Raw genomic sequence first — 20877 nt, 5'->3', positions numbered from 1 at the left:
CAAGTTGTCACAGCGCAATTCTTTAATAAATCGCAGGTATAAAAAAACGCCCGCTTCCGTGAGGAATCGGGCGTTCTTTTTTGAACGTGGAAACGAATTAACGCTTCGAGTACTGCGGACGCTTACGCGCTTTACGCAGACCAACTTTCTTACGTTCAACTTCACGGGCGTCGCGAGTAACGAAGCCAGCTTTGCGCAGAGCGCTACGCAGAGTTTCGTCGTAGTCCATCAGAGCGCGAGTGATGCCGTGGCGGATTGCGCCAGCCTGACCACTTACACCGCCGCCGATGACAGTGACGTAGATGTCGAACTTCTCGACAGTCTCGGTCAGTTCCAGCGGCTGACGAACTACCATGCGGGCAGTTTCGCGGCCGAAGAACGAGTCCAGGGAGCGGTTGTTGATGGAGATGTTACCAGTACCCGGACGCAGGAAAACGCGTGCGGTTGCGGTCTTGCGACGGCCAGTGCCGTAATTTTGAGTCGCCGACATAATGAACTATTCCGTTAAATCTTCAGTTCTTGGGGCTGCTGAGCAGTATGAGGGTGTGCAGCGCCCGCATAGACTTTCAGCTTACGGTACATGTCACGACCCAGCGGGTTCTTAGGCAGCATGCCTTTAACCGCGGTCTCGATCACGCGCTCAGGGGCCTTGGCGATCAGCTTTTCAAAGTTGATCGACTTGATGCCGCCCGGGAAACCGGAGTGGGAGTAGTACATTTTGTCAGTGGTTTTAGCGCCGGTTACACGAATCTGCTCGGCGTTGATTACGACGATGTAGTCGCCGGTGTCAACGTGAGGAGTGTACTCAGGCTTGTGCTTGCCACGCAGACGGCTCGCGATTTCGGTGGCCAGACGACCCAGGGTCTGACCAGCAGCGTCGACGACAAACCAGTCGCGCTTTACTGTTTCCGGTTTAGCAGTAAAAGTTTTCATTCTTTATAGCCTCAGGGGCCGCCTGTAAATAAGACGGCGGATCTTACTGAATAGTGCGTACTTTGACAAGTCAAAGGCAGCCGGATACAGACGCTTTCGGGGGCTCGGGTCGGCGCGTCCGTTCAACGGCAAGATTCTTCGGCGGCGGCGCATCACTTCCACTGCAGAAAGAGGTCGGCAATTATGCAGATTGCGAAAAAATTTTCAACCTGCTTTTATGATTGTTTTGCCCAAGGAGCACCCGATGGACTATCGCCAGCTAGGCCGTACCGACCTGAACGTGAGTGCAATCTGCCTCGGCACCATGACCTGGGGCGAGCAAAACACTGAAGCTGAAGCCTTCGCCCAGATCGAACGGGCCAAGGAAGCCGGGATCAATTTCATCGACACCGCCGAGATGTACCCGGTGCCGCCGAAAGCCGACACCTACGCCACCACCGAGCGCTACATCGGCAATTACTTCAAGCGTCGCGGCGACCGCGCCGACTGGATCCTAGCCAGCAAGATCGCCGGCCCGGGCAACACCATCGACTACATCCGCGACAAAAACCTGCGCCACAACCGCCAGCACATCACCGAGGCGGTGGATGCCAGCCTCAAGCGCCTGCAGACCGATTACATCGACCTGTATCAATTGCACTGGCCGGAGCGCAGCACCAACTTTTTCGGACAACTGGGCTACAAACACAAGATCGAAGCCAACCTGACGCCGCTCGAAGACACCCTCGAAGCCCTCGACGAGCAAGTGAAGGCCGGCAAGATCCGCCACATCGGCCTGTCCAACGAGACGCCGTGGGGCACCATGCGCTTCCTTGCCCTGGCCGAAGCCCGGGGCTGGCCGCGCGCGGTGTCGATCCAGAACCCGTACAACCTGCTCAACCGCAGCTTCGAGATCGGCCTGGCGGAAATCGCCATCCGCGAACAGTGCGGCCTGCTCGCCTACTCGCCGCTGGCATTCGGTTTCCTGTCCGGCAAGTACGAAGGCGGCGCGCGTCCGCCGAAAGGTCGCCTGAGCCTCTACAGCCGCTTCAGCCGCTATTTCAACGCGCAATCGGAAGCGGCCTGCAGCCGTTACGTGGCCCTGGCCCGTGAACACGGTCTTGATCCGGCGCAGATGGCCCTTGCATTCGTCACCCAGCAACCGTTCGTCACCAGCAACATCATTGGCGCCACGACACTTGAGCAACTGGACAGCAACGTTGCCAGTTTTGATCTGAAGCTTTCCGATGAGGTGCTGGCGGGGATTGAGGCGATCCACAAGGATCATCCGAACCCGGCGCCTTGATCGGCCGTTAAAAGCTTCGCGAGCAGGCTCGCTCCCACAGGTACAGCGTGATCCTTGTGGGAGCGAGCCTGCTCGCGAAGGGGCCCGTCAATTCACTGCAGAACTCACAGCGACCGCGCAATGATCTCCTTCATGATTTCATTGGTACCGGCATAGATCCGCTGCACCCGTGCATCCGCCCACGCCCGGGCCACCGGGTACTCCCACATGAAGCCGTAGCCGCCATGCAACTGCACGCACTCGTCGAGCACCTTGCATTGCAGGTCGGTGCCCCAGTATTTGGCCATCGCAGCTGTCGGCACATCGAGCTTGCCCTGCAGATGCAGTTCCAAGCACTTGTCGACAAATACTCGGCCGATCTGAATCTCGGTAGCCATCTCCGCCAGTTTGAAGCGGGTGTTCTGGAAATCGGCGATCGCCTTGCCGAACGCCTTGCGATCACGGGTGTAATCCAGCGTCCATTTCAGCGCAGCTTCGGCTGAGGCCAGACCACCGATCGCTACCGTCAGTCGCTCCTGTGGCAATTCCTGCATCAAATAAGCGAACCCTGCCCCGGCCTGCCCCAACAGGTTTTCTTTCGGCACGCGTACGTCCTGGAAGAACAATTCCGACGTGTCCTGAGCCTTCATTCCGACCTTCTCCAGGCGTTTGCCCTTCTCGAAGCCCGGCGTATTCGCCTCTACCACAAACAGGCTGGTGCCTTTGGCGCCGGCCTTGGGATCGGTTTTGGCGACCACGATCACCAAATCAGCGAGAAAGCCGTTGGTGATGAAGGTCTTGGAGCCGTTGATCACGTACTCGTCGCCGTCCAGCACTGCGGTGGTCTTGACCCCTTGCAGGTCGGAACCGGCACCCGGCTCGGTCATCGCAATCGCGCTGACCATCTCGCCCGAGACCAGTTTCGGCAGGTATTTTTGCTTCAGCGCTTCACTGCCGTAATGCAGGATGTATGGCGCAACGATGTCCGAATGCAACGAGAAACCGATCCCGGTCAGACCCAGACGACCGACCTCTTCGATTACCACTGCGCTGTACAGAAAGTCCGCGCCCAGGCCGCCGTACTCTTCCGGCAGGTGCGAGCAGAGCATCCCCGCCTCCCCCGCCTTATTCCACAGTTTGCGGTCGACGTGGCCTTGTTTCTCCCATTGCGCATGGAACGGCACGGCCTCTTTTTCGAGGAAGGTTCGTACGCTGTCGCGGAACAATTCGTGCTCGGAGCTGAACAAGGTTCTGGGGATCATGCGGCACCTTTCATTGTTGTTGGAGGAATATGGCCTTCAGAGACTAAGCCTCACCTCCGACACAGGACACTGGACACATCCGACAAAAAATAAGACGATCCAGCCGTCTGGTGACCACTTTCCCTTATAAAAACAAAACAAAAGTTGAATTATGTCCAAGCAAGTCTCCACGCCCTTGCGGCGCGTCAGCATCCTGGCAATCGACCGGGTTTTCGCATCCACTCTCATGCAGGCCAAGGATTTCTTTCATTTGGCCAGCCTGCGTTACGGCAAACAACTGGGCCACGGCCTGACACCGGCGTTTGAAACCCGCTTGGTCAGCCCCGACGGCAAACCGGTGAACAGCTTCAGTGACGTGATGATGCCGGTGGACGGCGGCCTGGAAAACGCCGACGTCATCATCCTCCCGGCGTTCTGGGATGATTTCGACACCCTGTGCAGCCGTTATCCACAGATCCTGCCATGGCTGCGCGAGCAACATGCCCGCGGCGCCGTGCTCTGCGGCGAAGCCACCGGGGTGTTCTGGCTGGCCGAGGCCGGGCTGCTCAACGGCAAGGAAGCGACCACCTACTGGCGCTTCTTCAATGCCTTTGCCGAGCGCTTTCCCAAGGTGTACCTCAATCAGGACAAGCACCTGACCGACGCCGACAACCTGTATTGCGCCGGCGGTACCACTTCGGCCTGCGACCTGTATATCTACCTGATCGAACGCTTCTGCGGCGCCAACGTGGCGCAAGCCGTGGCCCGCGACATTCTGTATGAAGTGCAGCGCAGTTATTCGCCGGGACGTATCGGTTTCGGCGGGCAGAAGCTGCACCAGGACGTGATCATCCTGCAGATCCAGCACTGGCTCGAAGAGCATTTCGCCGACAAGTTCCGCTTCGAAGACGTGGCCCGCGAGCACGGCATGAGCATCCGCAACTTCATGCGCCGCTTTCAGACCGCGACTGGCGACAAGCCGCTGCACTACCTGCAACGCCTGCGCATCGAGACTGCCAAAGGTCTGTTGTCGGGCAGCCGCAAGAGCATCAAGACCATCAGTTATGAGGTCGGCTACGACGATGCGAGCTTCTTTGCGCGGCTGTTCCGCCAGCACACCGAGTTGTCGCCGAACCAGTATCGGCAGCAGTTTCAGCAGGCTGCGTAGGCCCCTGAGCAAATACAAAACCTGTGGGAGCTGGCTTGCCAGCGATGGCGTCGTGTCAGGTGATATCTATTTCTCTGACAAACCGCTATCGCTGGCAAGCCAGCTCCCACAGGGATTGCAGTGCATTAGAGATTTTTTCAGCGCATAAAAAAGGCCTGCAATTGCAGGCCCTTTTTTTGTATGCCGAATCTGTTTAGGGCTTGTGCGCCCGCGACAGGAATTCGTGCGATTGCATCTCCAGCAGACGGCTCAGCGTACGCTGAAATTCGAACGTCAGGCGTCCGCCGGTGTACAGGTCTTTCAACTCGACTTCGGCAGAAATGATCAGCTTGACGTTGCGGTCGTAGAACTCGTCAACCATGTTGATGAAGCGTCGGGCGATGTCGTCAGTGGTGACGCTCATCTGTTCGACACCACTGAGCAGCACGGCGTGGAATATCTTGCCCAGCTCGATGTAGTCGTTCTGGCTGCGCGGGCCGTCGCACAGTTCACGGAAGTCAAACCAGGCCACGTCGTCACAGGTGCGCAGGGCACGGATTTCGCGGTTCTCGATGATCAGCACATCGTTCTCGACCGCCGCCGTGCATTCCGGCGTCAATGCCTTGAAGCTCTTGCGCAGGCTTTCGTGCGCGGCTTCGTCCAGCGGATAGTGGAACAGCTCCGCTTGTTCGAGATGGCGCAGACGGTAGTCGACGCCGCTGTCGACGTTGACGATTTCGGTGTTCTGCTTGATCAGCGCGATGGCCGGCAGGAAGCGTGCGCGTTGCAGGCCGTCCTTGTACAAGCCGTCCGGAACGATGTTCGAGGTCGCAACCAGGGTCACGCCGTTCTTGAACAGCTCTTCCATCAGCGTGCCGAGGATCATCGCGTCGGTGATGTCCGAGACGAAGAATTCATCGAAGCAGATCACTCGCGACTCGGTCGCAAAACGCTTGGCGATGATGGTCAGCGGGTTTTTCTCGCCGCCGAGGGTTTTCATCTCTTCGTGCACACGTTTCATGAAACGGTGGAAGTGGGTGCGGGTCTTTTCCTTGAACGGCAGCGCTTCGAAGAAGGTGTCGACCAGGTAAGTCTTGCCGCGACCCACGCCGCCCCAGAAGTACAGGCCCTTGACCGGCGTCTGATCCTTCTTGCCAAACAGTTTGCCCAGCAAACCCGGCTTGTTCTGCTCGGCCGCGATCAGATCGTCGTACAGGCGCTGCAGATGACGCACGGCAGTTTCCTGCGCGGCGTCATGGAAGAAGTCCGGGCGTTTCAGATCAGCTTGGTATCGTTCTAGGGGCGTCATAATTCGTTAGCAAGGCAACAAAAACGGGCCGTCACTGTAGCGACGGCCCGTAGGAATGGCAATCAGCCCTTGGTCGGGCCGCACCGTTGTTTAGTCCTGAACCGGGGTCAGCGCTACGCGCAAAGCTTCGATCGCGGCGTCCCGCGCAGCAGCATCAGCGAACGCCGGGCCGTCACCCACGCACTCGCCTTCCAGCCACACACTGAAGCTCAGGTCTTGATTGCGGATGTCCAGCGCCTGACCGGTTTGCAGTTGCTTGGTCACCTGGCCGGCGGTTTTGCCGTCGGCAAAGTTGCGCGACAGCAGCAGTTGCTCGCCATCGGCCGCCAGCAGACGGAAACGGAAGCTGCCGTCGTCTTCACGGAAGCTGACGAAACGTGCAGCTTTCACGGCTTTCTTCTTGGTGGTCGCCGCGACTTGCACCTGATTGACGAACGAACGCAGGCCGACCGCTTCACGCAGTTCGTTGAGGAACGGCGTCGCCACCGCACGGGCCTTTTTCGCGCCGTGTTGCAGGATGTCTTCCAGATCCGCCGGACGCTCGATCAGATGGTGATAGCGTTCGCGGGACTCGCCCAGTTCATTGTCGAGCAACTGGAACAGACGATTCTTCGCCTCGCCCCAACCCAGACCGCCGAGCAGTTCGCTGCGGAATTCGTCAGCCTGCGTCGGTGTGGCGAACGCCTGGAACAGGGTGAACAGGTGCGAGTTGTCCGGATCTTTGGCTTCGCCCGGCGCTTTGGAGTCGGTGACGATCCGCGAGATCGCGTCCTTCATCTCTTTGGCGCTGGAGAACAGCGGGATGGTGTTGTCGTAGCTCTTCGACATCTTGCGCCCGTCGAGGCCTGGCAACGTCGCCACGCTTTCCTCGATCAGCGCTTCAGGCATGGTGAAGAACTCTTTGCCCTGGCCGAACAGGTGGTTGAAGCGCTGGCCGATGTCGCGGGCCATTTCCACGTGCTGGATCTGGTCACGACCGACCGGGACCTTGTGCGCGTTGAACATCAGAATGTCCGCCGCCATCAGCACCGGGTAGCTGTAGAGGCCCATGGTGATGCCGGCATCCGGGTCTTCACCGCTCTCGACATTCTTGTCCACCGAAGCCTTGTAGGCGTGCGCACGGTTGAGCAGGCCCTTGGCGGCGACGCAGGTCAGCAGCCAGGTCAGCTCGGGAATTTCCGGAATGTCGGACTGGCGATAGAAGGTCACACGGTCGACATCCAGGCCGCCGGCCAGCCAGGTCGCGGCGATTTCCAGACGCGAGCGCTGGATGCGCAGCGGGTCATCGCATTTGATCAGGGCGTGGTAGTCGGCCAGGAAGTAGAACGAATCGGCATTGCTGTCGCGGCTGGCGAGGATCGCCGGGCGGATGGCGCCGGCGTAGTTGCCCAGGTGCGGCGTGCCGGTGGTGGTGATGCCGGTGAGAATACGGGTACGGTTCGTCATGGGTAATCGCTTGTCAGACTGCAATCAATTCGAGAGACGCGGCAGGATCAGATCCTTGAGATCGGTCAGCTTGCCATGAAAAAAGTGTCCGCATTCTGCCACTTTCAGCAGCTCATGGGGGCGCTGGAGTTGTTCCGACCAGTCGTAGACCAACTGCGGATCGATCACTTCGTCGGTTTCCGGCTGGATCACGGTCAGCTCGCCGTGCTCTGGCAGTTGATCCTGATCGCCCAGGCGCATCACCGCCGGCGCGACCATGAACAACTGCTTGAGCTGCACGCCTTGGGCTTCGAGACGACCGCCGAGACTTGCTGCAACAAATCCGCCGAAGGAGAAACCGAACAGGGTCAGCGGCAGATCCGGGTGCTTTTCCCGCAGCCAGGCGGCAGCGGCCTGGGCGTCGTCGACTTCACCGCTGCCCATGTCGTGGGAGCCTTCGCTGGCACCGACGCCGCGATAGTTGAAGCGCAAAGTAATCAGGCCGGCGTCGCGCGCAGTGCGCTGCAGGGTCGAGACGACCTTGTTGAGCATGGTGCCGCCCTGCACCGGGTTCGGATGGCAGATCAGCGCGATGCCGATTGGCTGCTCGTTATCGAGGTACAGCGCTTCGATTTGGCCGACTGGGCCATCAATCACTACAGGGGTTTCACGCATCAGCAAGGAAGGAACTCCGTGACCTCGAATCGGGTCGACTCGTCTAGCAAATTGTCTGTGCCAATCTATTGCGAGTGAATCGCGGTATACAGCGCAGGTTCGAGCCGTTAACGTAAAGCAAAGCCGTTTATAGAGGAAGGACTCGTGGAACACTCGCTCTTAGTTTGGTTGTTACCGACTCTTGCCCTGGTTGTGGGTGTCGCCATTGGATTCCTGATCGCTCGCGTCGCACCGAATGCCGCGCCGAGCCGCACGCAGCGTCAACTGGATGATATCCAGGAGCGCTTCGACAGCTATCAAAACGAGGTGGTCACCCACTTCAACAGCACCGCGATGCTGGTCAAGAAGCTGACCCAAAGCTATCAGGAAGTGCAGGATCATCTCGCCGAGGGCGCCAACCGCCTGGCCCTGGACGAGCAGACCCGTCAACGTCTGATCGCCGCTTTGCACGCCGATGCCGCACAGGCACCGCGCGAACGTCTGACGCCACCGCGCGATCAGGAGCCGCCGCGTGATTACGCGCCAAAAGCCCCGAACTCACCGGGTATGCTTGATGAGCATTACGGTCTGAAGAAGTAATCGGGTTTCGCGCCCAACAAAAAGCCCCCGGACAATTCGGTTGTCCGGGGGCTTTTTTGTATCTGTTGAGTTTGTGGTGCCTGCACAGGCCCAACAACCCTGTAGGAGCTGTCGAGTAAAACGAGGCTGCGATCTTTTGATCTTGTTGTTGAACCTGAAGATCAAAAGATCGCAGCGTGCCGCAGCTTCTACAGGGTGACTGCGTTCGGGCAAAAAAATGCCCGGTCACAAGACCGGGCATTTCTTCACTCAAGCATTCAGTTACGGATACTGCTGAACCGTACCCGGCTGTTGCTGCTGACCACCATACTGCTGACCCGGAATCGCCTTCAGGTTGACCTCGACGCGGCGGTTCTGCGCGCGGCCATTGACATCGCCGTTGCTGGCGATCGGATTATCCGGGCCGGCGCCACGGGCCGACAGGTTGGCACCGCTGACACCTTGCGAGGTCAGGTAGGTGGCCACGCTCTGCGCACGACGCTGGGACAGGTCCATGTTGTGCTGGCGGCTGCCGGTGCTGTCGGTGTAGCCGACGATTTCGATCTGGTTCTGATTGAACTCTTTCAGCGAGTTCGCCAGGTTGTTCAGCGGTTGGTAGAAGCTCGGTGCGATGTTCGCCGAATCGGTGGCGAAGGTGATATTGCCCGGCATGATCAGTTTGATCTGATCGCCTTGGCGCTGCACTTCAACCCCGGTATTGGCCATGCTGGCGCGCAGCTTTTTCTCTTGCTGGTCGGCGTAGTAACCGTAACCGGCGGCCGAAGCACCGACCACCGCCGCGCCGATCAAGGCGCCCTTGCCACGGTTGTTGTGGTCGATGGCGGCACCCGCCAGGGCACCGGCCAGAGCGCCGAGACCACCGTATTTGGCAGTTTTGCTCATGCCTTGCGAGCCACCGTCGGCCTGCCCCTGATTGTCATACGGGTTGGGCGAGGCGCAACCGGCCAACATGGCCACAGCGGTAGCAACAATAATCAAACGAGGCGTGGTGAACATGAAGTGCTCCTGGTTTTTGCATTTTGTGTGGCAGCGGCCCTAGGCAATAGACCTTTGCGGGCGTTGGATCATGACAATGCCGAAAAATTCCGCTGCACACTCGTGACAAAATGTTTAGGCGCGCACGAACGGGTTTTCGCGCATTTCATCCCCGAGACGCGTGTCCGGACCATGCCCGGCAACCACGATGGCGTCTTCGTCGAGCGTGTACAGCCGCTGCTTGATCGATCGCACGATGGTCGCCTGATCGCCGCCCCACAAATCCGTGCGCCCTACCCCGCGACGAAACAACGTGTCGCCGGCAATCAACAGCTTAGCCTCGGAAAACCAAAAGCTCATGGAACCGGGCGTATGTCCCGGCGTATGCAGCGCGACACCACAGCCGCAAGCCAGTTCTTCATCGTCGCTCAACCAGCGATCCGGCGACGGCACCGGAGTGTACGGCACACCAAACATCTGGCATTGCATCTCAAGGTTGTCCCACAGGAACTGGTCTTCCTTGTGCAGATGCAAGGTTGCGCCGGTTTTCTCTTTCATCTGCCCGGAAGCGAGGAAGTGATCGAGGTGCGCGTGGGTGTGGATGATGCTGACGACTTTCAGACCGTGAGCATCAAGGCGCGCCATGATCAGGTCAGGATTGCCGCCTGGGTCGACGACGATGGCTTTTTTGCTGATCGGGTCGCCGATGATTGTGCAGTTGCACTGGAGCGGGCCGACGGGGAAGGTTTCGCGAATCAGAGTTGGGCTCGGGGCGGTCATGGAAAATCCTGGACGAACGGTCGTAAGGCTTATTTCAGAATTCTACTGCACATGCCGATACAATTTGCCCGGTCAGTTATTTGACGCCACTAATCCGAAAAAATGATGGCTTAATGATGTCAAATGTATTGTTTCTGGTGCAAAATCGCATTTTTTTGTAGCGGTCGCATTCAGGAAGGGCCGCAGCGCACTCAGGAAATCCCCGCATGCCTACGCCTATTACGTTCTCCTTCGCGTTCCCCGCCTCACTGACTGGCAATGCTGTCGTCGACAGCCTGATTGGCGGTAAATACTGGCTGGGCTCCACTTGGCCACTGGGTGGGACGACCAGTCTGAGCTATAGTTTTATGGCTCCAGAGACCTCGTATTTCGCCACTAACTACAGTCCGAAAAACGAATATAACGCGCTGTATGAACTGACGTCCGCGCAAAAAACTGCGATCACCAGTGCACTGGGTGCATGGAGTGCCGTCGCCAACCTGACGTTCACGCTGACCAGCGACAACATCAACAATGTTGGCGACTTGCGTTTTGGTGGCTATCGGTTGATGGACAACAAGACTGCAGCCTGGGCCTACTTTCCTGACAACCTTCCGGCCGCCGGTGACGTCTGGGTCGGCACAGAAACCAGCGACCCTAATCCAATCAAGGGCACTTACGACTACATGACGTTCGTGCATGAAATCGGCCATGCGCTGGGTCTCAAGCATCCCTTCGATACCAGTGCGACCAACAAGACCCTTCTGGATCCGTCGCTGGATGATGCTCACTTCACAGTGATGAGCTACAACAGCAACTATTCCTATCAGCCGACAACACCAATGGTGCTGGACATCATTGCGATGCAGAGTCTGTATGGCGCAAACATGCTCTGGCAAACCGGCGACAACTACTACAAGTGGGATGCCAACCAGTCGGTTTTTGAAACAATTTGGGACGCAGGTGGTAACGACACCATTGATGGCAGCAATCAACTGACATTCGTCAATATCAACCTCAATGAAGGCACCTACAGCAAGATCGGCAAAGCATTCACGGATTTGAACAACAACACCCAGATCAATGACGGCCTGGCGATTGCTTTTGGCGCCAAAATCGAAAACGCCATTGGCTCGGTATTCAACGACACGCTGACAGGCAACGCGCTGAACAATGTTCTCAATGGTATGGAGGGCGCCGACACCATGGACGGCGGCGCCGGGAATGACACTTATTACGTCGACAACATCGGAGACGTGGTTATCGAGCGTGGTACATCGGCCTCGGAAATAGACACTGTGATGTCGACATTGAGCTATTCCCTGGGCACCAACCTGGAAAATCTCACACTGCTGGGTACCGCAAACATCAACGGCACCGGCAATGAGCGAAACAATGTCATAACCGGCAACAGCGGCGACAATATCCTCGACGGTGGCACCGGTATTGACCGCATGATCGGCGGCGCCGGCAACGACACCTATATCGTCGACAACTCGAGCGACGTGATCGTCGAAACCAGCACCCTCGCCAGCGAAATCGACACCGTGCGTTCCTCGGTCAACTGGGTGCTGGGCGCCAACCTGGAAAACCTCACGCTGACCGGCACCGGCAATATCGCCGGCTACGGCAACGCCCTGGACAACGTGATCATCGGCAACGATGGCAACAACGAACTCAGCGGCCAGGGGGGGCTCGACACCCTGATCGGCGGCAAGGGCGACGACGCTTACCTGGTCGATCAAATCGGTGAGCTGGCGCTGGTCAAGGAACTGGCCAACGAGGGTACTGACACCCTTTATGTCACCTACGCTGCCACGGCGCAGACCAATACCGTCGACCTGAGCACCAGCAACCTGCAGAACTTCGAGAACGTCACCCTGCTCGGCGCCGGCCAGTTCAATATCATCGGCAACGACCTGAACAACACCCTGCTGGGCAACGCCGACGCCAACACCCTCAACGGTGGTGCCGGCGACGACCTCCTTGATGGTCGTGCAGGCGCCGATACCCTGATCGGTGGCACCGGCAACGACACCTACATCGTCGACAACTCGGGCGACGTGATCGTCGAAACCAGCACCCTCGCCAACGAAATCGACACCGTGCGTTCCTCGGTCAACTGGGTGCTGGGCGCCAACCTGGAAAACCTCACGCTGACCGGCACCGGCAATATCGCCGGCTACGGCAACGCCCTGGACAACGTGATCATCGGCAACGATGGCAACAACGAACTCAGCGGCCAGGGGGGGCTCGACACCCTGATCGGCGGCAAGGGCGACGACGCTTACCTGGTCGATCAAATCGGTGAGCTGGCGCTGGTCAAGGAACTGGCCAACGAGGGTACTGACACCCTTTATGTCACCTACGCTGCCACGGCGCAGACCAATACCGTCGACCTGAGCACCAGCAACCTGCAGAACTTCGAGAACGTCACCCTGCTCGGCGCCGGCCAGTTCAATATCATCGGCAACGACCTGAACAACACCCTGCTGGGCAACGCCGACGCCAACACCCTCAACGGTGGTGCCGGCGCCGACACAATGAAAGGTGGCGCGGGCAACGATACCTACTACGTCGACAATGCTGGCGACGTGATTGTTGAAACCAGTGCCTTGCTTGACGAAATAGACACTGTGATGTCGACATTGAGCTATTCCCTGGGCACCAACCTGGAAAATCTCACACTGCTGGGTACCGCAAACATCAACGGCACCGGCAATGAGCGAAACAATGTCATAACCGGCAACAGCGGCGACAATATCCTCGACGGTGGCACCGGTATTGACCGCATGATCGGTGGCACCGGCAACGACACCTACATCGTCGACAACTCGGGCGACGTGATCGTCGAAACCAGCACCCTCGCCAACGAAATCGACACCGTGCGTTCCTCGGTCAACTGGGTGCTGGGCGCCAACCTGGAAAACCTCACGCTGACCGGCACCGGCAATATCGCCGGCTACGGCAACGCCCTGGACAACGTGATCATCGGCAACGATGGCAACAACGAACTCAGCGGCCAGGGGGGGCTCGACACCCTGATCGGCGGCAAGGGCAACGACGCCTACCTGGTCGATCAAATCGGTGAGCTGGCGCTGGTCAAGGAACTGGCCAACGAGGGCACCGACACTATTTACATCACCTACGCCTCCACGGAGCAGACCAATACTGTCGATCTGAGCACCAGCAACCTGCTGAACTTCGAGAACGTCACCCTGCTCGGCGCCGGTCAGTTCAACGTCATCGGCAATGCCTCCAACAACACCCTTACCGGCAACAGCGGTGACAACATCCTCGACGGCGGTGCCGGTATCGACCGCATGATCGGCGGCGCCGGCAACGACACCTACATCGTCGACAACTCGGGCGACGTGATCGTCGAAACCAGCACCCTCGCCAGCGAAATCGACACCGTGCGTTCCTCGGTCAACTGGGTGCTGGGCGCCAACCTGGAAAACCTCACGCTGACCGGCACCGGCAATATCGCCGGCTACGGCAACGCCCTGGACAACGTGATCATCGGCAACGATGGCAACAACGAACTCAGCGGCCAGGGGGGGCTCGACACCCTGATCGGCGGCAAGGGCAACGACGCCTACCTGGTCGATCAAATCGGTGAGCTGGCGCTGGTCAAGGAACTGGCCAACGAGGGCACCGACACTATTTACATCACCTACGCCTCCACGGAGCAGACCAACACGGTCGATCTGAGCACCAGCAACCTGCTGAACTTCGAGAACGTCACCCTGCTCGGCGCCGGTCAGTTCAACGTCATCGGCAATACGTCTAACAACACACTGATTGGCAACAGCAGCAACAACACTCTGGATGGCGGTCTCGGTACGGACACTTTTACCGGCGGAGCAGGCGCGGACATTTTCAGGTTCAGCGCTCTCAACGATATGGGCAAAGACTCCAGCCGTGATGTCATTACCGACTTCAACAGCCTGCAAGGCGACAAAATCGACTTGAAACTCATCGACGCGAACTTGCTTCAGAATGGTCTCAATGGTTTTACATTCATTGGTTCGAATGAGTTTTCGGGAGCCGGGCAGTTGCGCTTCGTTGATCACGTTCTGTCAGGGAATGTCAGCGGCAACAGCGGGGCCGATTTTGAAATTCAACTGGTTGGCGTCAACAGCTTCAGTGCCAATGATTTGTTGGCCTGACGGGAAAACAGACCTGCGAAGAAATAGATAAAAAACGCCCCGACTGGCTCGGGGCGTTTTTTTGTCGATGTTTTATGCCTAGCTCAGGACTCCGAGGGCCTTAGCCCGCGCCACCGCTTGCGTACGCCGCTCAACGCCAAGTTTGCTGTTGATATGACTCGCATGGGTTTTCACCGTGTGCAGTGAAATGAACAGCTGCTCACTGATCTCCTGATTGGAACAGCCTTGGGCAATCAAACGCAGCACCGCCAGCTCCCGGCTGCTGAGTTGTTCGGTAGCGGTGAACTCGGCCACTGGACGAGTAGCCACCAGCGGAAAATGCGCCAATAAGTGCTGTCCGGCCAGCGCAGGTGAAGCGTGCAATTGGCTGCGCAACCAGTCCGGATGTTCTCTGACGAGGGCGTCAAACGGCTGTATCACGCCGCCCGCCGCCGCTTCCAGCGCCTGACTCAAGACCTTGCGTGCTTCCGTTTCGCGGCCAGTGCCCAGCAATAAGGCGACCTTCTGCGCCAGCGCCATTACACACAGCAACTGTCGACCGGTTTGCTGACCGTTTTCCAGCAGCACATTCAAGCGCCCTTCGGCGAGCATCGGCTGCCCTTTGATAACATCGAGCAACGCCTGCTGCAGTTCGACGTGCAATGGCAACTGTGGATGAAACTCCGGCGGCGCTGCCGCACGTTCTCCGGTGTAGGTCTGACCAAGACGCGCCAGCCAGGCCTCGGCCAGATCGGTACGGCCCTGCACCAGCCACAGTTCGCATTTGACCAGGGTGATCATTGCCAGATAGTAGATCGGCGGGACGTCCCAGATGTGCATCAGGCGCTCGGCTTCGGCAAGTTCGGCAAAGGCTTTGGCAAACTCGCCGGCACCGCCGTCCAGACGGGCGATCACGCAGTGGCCGATCAACACACTGATATCGCGGCAAGCCCGCGCTTCCGCCACACCGCTCAGCAACCGCGCCCGGGCCTGCTGGGGTTGCAAGCGCATGGACAACAGAAAACCTTCGTACAGCGTCAGCCGCGCACGTACCGCATACAGACGTTGCGGGGACAGTCCACGCAACCGTTCCAGGCCCTGATGCACCTCATCCAGCGCGCGCAATATTTCCCCGCGCGACTGCAGTACCCGTGCCCGGTCGTAATGCGCCAAGGCTTCGAACAACGGATTGCCAACCCGCTGCGCCAGCTCGAGGGATTCGCGATTCAAGCCCCGGGCGCGCCACAGGTCGCCGTCGGCGATCGCCAGATTGGACAAGGTCGACAGGCACATCAGACGTTGCCCGTAACGTTTTACCGGCAGGCTTTCCAGCGCTTCGCTGCAATAGCGGTGAGTCAGTTCACGCTGGCCACGGCCCCGGGCGATGATCCCGCTGAGCGCCAGCCATTGTGCAAGCATCGACTTCTGCGCAGAGGCCGAAGGCGCTGGCAGGAAGCGACTCAAATGACTGGCCAGCTCTTCAGCGGCATCCAACTGACAGGCCAGCCCCAGCGCCCAACTGTACAGCACGATCAAGCGTGGCGTGCTGATCAGCAGACTGTCGGGCAAGTCCATTTTCCAGCGCAGCAGCATGCCCACGTTCTGCTCGGCGAGCAGTTGCTCCTCGGACAGGTTCTGCACCAGATTCGCCGCCACATCCAGGTGGCCGGCGCGCAAGGCTTGCTCCACCGCTTCGTCGAGCAGCCCTTGAGCATTGAACCAGCGGCAGGCGCGCAGATGCAGCGTCGCCGCCGGCACCAGCGTCTGGGTCACGGGCCGGCTGCGCAGCAGATCGGAAAACAAATGGTGATAGCGATACCAGTGACCGTGCTCGTCCAGCGGTACCAGAAACACCTGATGCGCCAGCAGAAACCGCAGGATTTCGGCGCTGTCGTGGGCTTCACGCACCGCGTCGCACAGTTCGCTGCAAAAGCGTTCCTGAGGCGCGGTGTCGTAGAGAAATGCCTGTACCTCGGCGGGCAGGCAATCGATGACTTCCTCCAGCAGATAGTCGCGAATCAGCCCCTCCCCGCCGTTCAGCGCTTGCGGTAACGCGGCCTCGCTGCCGGCTTCAGATGCCGCCAGCAACCAGAAACGCAGCCCGGCCACCCAGCCTTCGCTGCGCTGGATCAGATTTTCCAGGGCTTCACCGCGCAATGAACTGCTGTGTCGATCAAGCAGGGTCAGTGCTTCGTCATGGGTCAGACGCAGATCCTGCTCGTGCAGTTCCAGCAGTTGTCGCGACAGGCGCAGGCGCGCCAGATGCCAGTCCGGACGCTGCCGACTGGTGACCATGACCAGCAAGCCATCGGGCAAGTGATTGAGGAAAAACTGCAGGCAGCGGTCGAGCACCGGGCCTTGGGCGAGATGGTAATCATCGAGCACCAGCAGCAGTGGCGCCGTTGGCTGCAGTTGCAGCGCCAGCTCATCGAGCAAGCCGTCGAGCCATTCTTCGAAGGCAAACGGCTGATGGCGCTGGCGCATCTTCAACAGGCCCAGCGCGCGACTGCCCAGATTCGGAAAGTAGTCCTGCAGTCCTTCCAGCAAGCGCTCGAGAAAACGTCCCGGATCGTTATCCCGCGGGCTCAGGCCCAACCAGAGGCTTCGCCAGTGCGCTGGCAGGCTCTGACAGAACTCCACCGCCAGCGAGCTCTTGCCGAAGCCTGCTGGCGCACAGACCAGCAACAGGCGCCCCGCAAGCCCCGCACTCAGGCGCTCACACAGACGCGGTCGCGACACATGGCCGTCGGGCAACGGCGGGCGAAAAAAACGCCCGTCCAGCGTCGCAACGGCAGCGCTTGCAGGATCCGGAAGCGGGGACAGATCAGTCATGGCCGGCTCTTGTTTGAATGGCGGTTGGCGGCGTAGCAGATGTCCGCAGACTAGCGGTAAACGTAGAGGGTTTGAAGGTTATTGCTACAAATGGCTACAAAAAGACTACGAGCCAGCAGGCGCTAGTGCGTAAAAGCGCGACGAAAAAAAACGCCCCGAACCAGTCGGGGCGTTTTTTCGAGGATGCGGCCTCGGGTCAAAGCTTAGCGGATACCGTCCTGGCCCAGGTTGCCCGGCTGGAATTCGCTCTTGGTGGCAGAGAAGCCGAAGTCATACGCTGATTTCTCTTCGTTCTTCATGCCCAGTGCCAGGTAACGGCCCGATTGCAGGTCGTACAGGGCTTCCAGCGCGTACCACGGCACTTGCTTGTCGTAGTAATCCTCGGCATGCGCCTCGGCCACACGCCACAGCTGACCGCGACCGTCGTAATGGTCGATGACCGCTGCCTGCCAGGTGTCTTCGTCGATGTAGAAGTCACGTTTGGCGTAGATATGGCGCTGACCCGGTTTCAGGGTCGCCACCACGTGCCAGACCCGACGCAGCTCGTAACGGGTCAGATCCTGATTGATGTGGCCAGCCTTGATGATGTCGGCGTACTTGAGGGTCGGCGAGTCGATCTTGTAGCTGTTGGAGGCGATGTACATCTCTTTCTTGCCTTCCAGCGCCCAGTCGTAGCGATCCGGCGCACCGTTGTACATGTCGAGGTTGTCGGAAGTGCGCAGACCATCCGCGGCAGTACCCGGCCCGTCATAGGACACTTGCGGTGCCTGACGTACACGGCGCTGGCCAGTGGCGTAAACCCAGGCCTTGCGCGGTTCCTTCACCTGGTCGAGGGTTTCGTGCACCAGCAGCACGGTACCGGCCAGACGTGCCGGCGCGGTCACTTTCTGCTTGAAGTAGAACAGGATGTTGCCCGGGTTGGCCGGATCGTAATCCTTCATCTTGTCGCGGAACACGAACTGGTCCTGGAAATACACCAGGCTGAACGAGCCGTTGGTTTGCGGCGTGGCCTGGGTGACCAGACGGGTCACGCTGCCACCGCGATAGCGGGTGATGTGGTTCCAGATCACCTCCAGACCGCTTTTCGGAATCGGGAACGGCACGGCGGTGTCGAAGTTTTCCAGACCGTTACCGCCGGCAACCAGATTGGTGGTGGTGGCGTTCTTCCTGATCGCGGCAAACACGTCATCCGGCACGGTCGAGCCGCGATGGGACGGGTACACCGGCATCTTGAAGGTATCCGGGTAGCGCTTGAACATCGCGTACTGGCCCGGAGCGAGCTTGGCCTTGTACTGCTCGACGTTCTGCGCGGTGATGGTGAACAGCGGTTTTTCACTGCCGAACGGGTCGGACAGGAAACCCTTGCTGTCGACGGTACCGGCATTTTTCGGCAGCGGTTTCCAGGCCGGAATCGAACCGTCAGCGTTACCAGCCATTTCAGCGCCCATCGGCGTCAGGCTCTTGCCCAGTTTGTCGGCTTCGGCGGCGGGAACGGCCGCCATGACGCTGGTCGCCAGCAGCGACAGCCCCAGAACACCGGCTTGGAACAGACTCTTTGTTATTTTCATATGTGTGTTCGTCCTGAAAAAACTGTGCTTAGAAGTTCACGCCAACACTGAGGGCAACGAAGTCACGATCGTCCACGGTCGTGTAGTCGCCGCCAAAGAAGTTGGTGTAGGCCAGGCTCGCCGTGTAGGTGTTCTGGTATTCGGCATCCAGACCGAGGCTGATCGCCTTGCGACCTTCCTCGAAGTTGCCGCCTGGGCCTGGCGAGTAGCCTTTCACGTCATGCGACCAGGCCACGTTCGGCTTGAGGTTCACACCGGCGAACACGTCGCTGTAATCCCAGATCGCACGAGCGCGATAGCCCCACGAGGTCGAGGTGGTGAAACCGTCGTTGTTGCAGTTGCTGGACACGTTATCGCGCGACGCCCCCGGACCGGCACCGTTGATGGTCGAGGTGTTGAGGATCTGCGAGCAGGTGTTCAGACCGCCAGTGGCAGGCAATTCACCCGGGCCGAACACCGGGTCGCGGCCGTAACGGGCTTCGGACTTGCTTTCCAGACCACCGACGTGGGTCACGCCGACTTCACCCACCAGGGTCAGACGGTTGGCGCCCATCACCTGATCGAAGAAGTGCGTCAGAGTGGTTTGCAGTTGGGTGATCTCTTTGCGGTTGTAACCGTGCAGGTCCTGGCCCGGCACACCGTTGAGGACCGACGCATTGGTCAACGCGCCACCCAGCGGACGCACACCGGCGAACAGGATGTCGGTGGAGTTCAACTGTACCGGCGCATTCGGCCGGTAGCTGACCTCACCGCTCCACGCCGTACCGGTAGGCAGGGTGGTGGAGAAGCTCAGACCGTAGAGGCGAATGTCTTCAGGGTATTCGATGAAGTATTCCGAGTTGCCCGCGACCACCAGTGGTCCCAGCGCCCGGAATGGCCCCGGCAATGCCGCCACGCCGTTATAGATCGACTGTGGCGCGCCGGTGGCGCTGAAGATCGGCGCGCGGCTGTGATAGTTCATGAAGTAGGCACCGAACTCGGTGGCCAGTGGGTCGAACATGTACTTGGCGGAAACGCCCCACTGTCCGCTGTCACGCGCATTGCGATTAGGCGAACGGCGCACCAGCACACCCTCTTCGTTGACGTCGACACCCGCGCCTGCCAATGGGCCGAGCGCGATGGCCGGGATGGTCGAGCGCTTGTTCAGTACCCGCAGGTTATCGTCGCAACCGGTAGTGACGATGTCCGGCTGCGAGAAGAACGTGCCGCAGTTGTCGGTGACGGTCTTCTGCCAGTCGATCTGATAGAAACCTTCGGCCGAAAGGTTTTCGGTGAGGCTCTGCGACACATAGAACATGTTGACCGGGATCAGACCTTCCTTGATCTCGGCACCCGGACGACGGAACGCGGACACGTCGATCGGGTTGATCGAGTTGATACCACCGCCGATGAAGGTACTTTCGCCCCAGTTCACTACCTGCTTGCCCAGGCGCACCGAACCTGGCTCATCGGCAATCGAGTAGTTGTGGTAAACGAAGGCGTCGAGGATCTGCCCGCCGGAAGAACGCGCCGCCACATCGCGGTTGTGGTTGCTGACGTCCTTGTATTCCAGGTCCTGGTTCTGCAGCGCGAAGTCGTACCAGTATTTGCCCCGAACGAAGACTCCGGTGTCGCCGTATTTCAATTCGAGATCATGGATGCCTTTGAAGATCTTCGAGAAGGCTTGCCCGCTCTTGAAGTTCAGGTGGCCGTTGTCGGAGGTCTGGGACAGGCCCTTGCCGCCGTTGTTGACACCAATAAGGTCCTTGTTCGGCTGCTGAGTCGAGATACTCATGCCCAGGGAGAGCGAAGAGTCGAACTGACCTTCGATTTCACCGACGTTGAAACTGACGCCGAATGCGGGCCCGGCGAGCGTAGAGGCAAGACTGACGGCCAGAGGCAGTTTAGCCCGGCGCCAGAACTGGTTTACTGATGTCATCGACGCTACTCCATGTGCATTATTGTTATGGCATTGAGTACTTTTAAAAACGCCTGGAAGACCGGGAGCCAGTAGCTGCCCGACGTCACTCCAAAGTTGCA

At 59.1% G+C, this 20877-nt stretch carries 15 protein-coding genes; 4 read left to right on the top strand and 11 right to left on the bottom strand.

Going from position 1 to position 20877, the window contains the following annotated elements; genetic code table 11:
- Nucleotides 1-97: 97 nt before the first annotated feature.
- The gene (gene rpsI, locus KVQ82_RS06180; protein ID WP_007961615.1) at nt 98-490 is read right to left on the bottom strand and encodes a 30S ribosomal protein S9; all 393 of its coding nucleotides are present in this window, start codon (nt 488-490) and stop codon (nt 98-100) included.
- Between the two features lie 14 nt (nt 491-504).
- Nucleotides 505-933, bottom strand: coding sequence for a 50S ribosomal protein L13 (gene rplM / locus KVQ82_RS06175; protein ID WP_003228062.1), 429 nt, complete (start codon nt 931-933; stop codon nt 505-507).
- Between the two features lie 244 nt (nt 934-1177).
- Between rplM and KVQ82_RS06170 the strand changes: the two genes are divergently transcribed.
- Nucleotides 1178-2218: an NADP(H)-dependent aldo-keto reductase gene (locus KVQ82_RS06170; RefSeq protein ID WP_222018423.1), complete on the top strand. Its 1041-nt coding sequence runs from the start codon at nt 1178-1180 to the stop codon at nt 2216-2218.
- A gap of 104 nt (nt 2219-2322) precedes the next feature.
- Here KVQ82_RS06170 and KVQ82_RS06165 read toward each other — a convergent pair whose 3' ends face one another.
- Entirely contained in the window at nt 2323-3459 is a 1137-nt protein-coding gene (locus KVQ82_RS06165; RefSeq protein ID WP_222018422.1) for an acyl-CoA dehydrogenase family protein, read from the bottom strand.
- A gap of 250 nt (nt 3460-3709) precedes the next feature.
- Between KVQ82_RS06165 and KVQ82_RS06160 the strand changes: the two genes are divergently transcribed.
- Nucleotides 3710-4606, top strand: a complete 897-nt coding sequence (locus KVQ82_RS06160) for a GlxA family transcriptional regulator (RefSeq protein ID WP_174376918.1) — start codon at nt 3710-3712, stop codon at nt 4604-4606.
- A 193-nt stretch (nt 4607-4799) separates the two neighbouring features.
- Here KVQ82_RS06160 and zapE read toward each other — a convergent pair whose 3' ends face one another.
- The 3 genes from zapE to KVQ82_RS06145 form a co-directional block, all read right to left on the bottom strand.
- Nucleotides 4800-5894 (bottom strand): cell division protein ZapE, encoded by a 1095-nt coding sequence (gene zapE / locus KVQ82_RS06155; protein WP_041074841.1) that lies wholly within the window; start codon nt 5892-5894, stop codon nt 4800-4802.
- Nucleotides 5895-5984: 90 nt separating this feature from the next.
- Entirely contained in the window at nt 5985-7340 is a 1356-nt protein-coding gene (locus tag KVQ82_RS06150; protein ID WP_222018421.1) for a tryptophan--tRNA ligase, read from the bottom strand.
- A gap of 24 nt (nt 7341-7364) precedes the next feature.
- Nucleotides 7365-7994 carry an alpha/beta hydrolase gene (locus KVQ82_RS06145; protein WP_222018420.1) on the bottom strand — a complete coding sequence of 210 codons (630 nt, stop codon included), beginning with the start codon at nt 7992-7994 and terminating at the stop codon, nt 7365-7367.
- Nucleotides 7995-8138: 144 nt separating this feature from the next.
- On the opposite strand from KVQ82_RS06145, the gene KVQ82_RS06140 reads away from it, so the two are divergent.
- Nucleotides 8139-8573: a YhcB family protein gene (locus tag KVQ82_RS06140; RefSeq protein ID WP_007961596.1), complete on the top strand. Its 435-nt coding sequence runs from the start codon at nt 8139-8141 to the stop codon at nt 8571-8573.
- A gap of 261 nt (nt 8574-8834) precedes the next feature.
- Here KVQ82_RS06140 and KVQ82_RS06135 read toward each other — a convergent pair whose 3' ends face one another.
- Together KVQ82_RS06135 and KVQ82_RS06130 are read right to left on the bottom strand one after the other, a co-directional pair.
- On the bottom strand, nt 8835-9569 hold the full coding sequence (locus KVQ82_RS06135; protein ID WP_007961595.1) for an OmpA family protein: 735 nt from the start codon (nt 9567-9569) through the stop codon (nt 8835-8837).
- Nucleotides 9570-9683: 114 nt separating this feature from the next.
- Nucleotides 9684-10328: an MBL fold metallo-hydrolase gene (locus KVQ82_RS06130; RefSeq protein WP_222018419.1), complete on the bottom strand. Its 645-nt coding sequence runs from the start codon at nt 10326-10328 to the stop codon at nt 9684-9686.
- 206 nt (nt 10329-10534) lie between these two features.
- Here KVQ82_RS06130 and KVQ82_RS06125 point away from each other — a divergent pair, with 206 nt between their 5' ends.
- Nucleotides 10535-14479: a M10 family metallopeptidase gene (locus tag KVQ82_RS06125; RefSeq protein WP_222018418.1), complete on the top strand. Its 3945-nt coding sequence runs from the start codon at nt 10535-10537 to the stop codon at nt 14477-14479.
- 78 nt (nt 14480-14557) lie between these two features.
- On the opposite strand, the gene KVQ82_RS06120 is transcribed toward KVQ82_RS06125, so the two are convergent.
- The 3 genes from KVQ82_RS06120 to KVQ82_RS06110 all read right to left on the bottom strand — a co-directional run bounded on the left by KVQ82_RS06120 (nt 14558) and on the right by KVQ82_RS06110 (nt 20776).
- On the bottom strand, nt 14558-17290 hold the full coding sequence (locus tag KVQ82_RS06120; RefSeq protein ID WP_222018417.1) for a LuxR C-terminal-related transcriptional regulator: 2733 nt from the start codon (nt 17288-17290) through the stop codon (nt 14558-14560).
- Nucleotides 17291-17493: 203 nt separating this feature from the next.
- Nucleotides 17494-18858: a DUF1329 domain-containing protein gene (locus KVQ82_RS06115; protein ID WP_041072394.1), complete on the bottom strand. Its 1365-nt coding sequence runs from the start codon at nt 18856-18858 to the stop codon at nt 17494-17496.
- Nucleotides 18859-18886: 28 nt separating this feature from the next.
- Nucleotides 18887-20776 carry a DUF1302 domain-containing protein gene (locus tag KVQ82_RS06110; protein WP_222018416.1) on the bottom strand — a complete coding sequence of 630 codons (1890 nt, stop codon included), beginning with the start codon at nt 20774-20776 and terminating at the stop codon, nt 18887-18889.
- Nucleotides 20777-20877: the final 101 nt, after the last annotated feature.

This window comes from Pseudomonas sp. AO-1, from assembly GCF_019775695.1.
GTDB lineage: Bacteria > Pseudomonadota > Gammaproteobacteria > Pseudomonadales > Pseudomonadaceae > Aquipseudomonas > Aquipseudomonas parakoreensis.
This window is presented reverse-complemented; position numbering and strand designations above follow the sequence as displayed.

Bases quoted from the DNA above. Each gene is read 5' to 3' on its own strand.
- KVQ82_RS06130 (WP_222018419.1), bottom strand. From the start codon at position 10,328: ATGACCGCCCCGAGCCCAACTCTGATTCGCGAAACCTTCCCCGTCGGC.
- rpsI (WP_007961615.1), bottom strand. From the start codon at position 490: ATGTCGGCGACTCAAAATTACGGCACTGGCCGTCGCAAGACCGCAACC.
- KVQ82_RS06135 (WP_007961595.1), bottom strand. From the start codon at position 9,569: ATGTTCACCACGCCTCGTTTGATTATTGTTGCTACCGCTGTGGCCATG.
- KVQ82_RS06170 (WP_222018423.1), top strand. From the start codon at position 1,178: ATGGACTATCGCCAGCTAGGCCGTACCGACCTGAACGTGAGTGCAATC.
- KVQ82_RS06125 (WP_222018418.1), top strand. From the start codon at position 10,535: ATGCCTACGCCTATTACGTTCTCCTTCGCGTTCCCCGCCTCACTGACT.
- KVQ82_RS06120 (WP_222018417.1), bottom strand. From the start codon at position 17,290: ATGACTGATCTGTCCCCGCTTCCGGATCCTGCAAGCGCTGCCGTTGCG.
- KVQ82_RS06165 (WP_222018422.1), bottom strand. From the start codon at position 3,459: ATGATCCCCAGAACCTTGTTCAGCTCCGAGCACGAATTGTTCCGCGAC.
- KVQ82_RS06110 (WP_222018416.1), bottom strand. From the start codon at position 20,776: ATGACATCAGTAAACCAGTTCTGGCGCCGGGCTAAACTGCCTCTGGCC.
- zapE (WP_041074841.1), bottom strand. From the start codon at position 5,894: ATGACGCCCCTAGAACGATACCAAGCTGATCTGAAACGCCCGGACTTC.
- KVQ82_RS06150 (WP_222018421.1), bottom strand. From the start codon at position 7,340: ATGACGAACCGTACCCGTATTCTCACCGGCATCACCACCACCGGCACG.
- KVQ82_RS06145 (WP_222018420.1), bottom strand. From the start codon at position 7,994: ATGCGTGAAACCCCTGTAGTGATTGATGGCCCAGTCGGCCAAATCGAA.
- KVQ82_RS06115 (WP_041072394.1), bottom strand. From the start codon at position 18,858: ATGAAAATAACAAAGAGTCTGTTCCAAGCCGGTGTTCTGGGGCTGTCG.
- rplM (WP_003228062.1), bottom strand. From the start codon at position 933: ATGAAAACTTTTACTGCTAAACCGGAAACAGTAAAGCGCGACTGGTTT.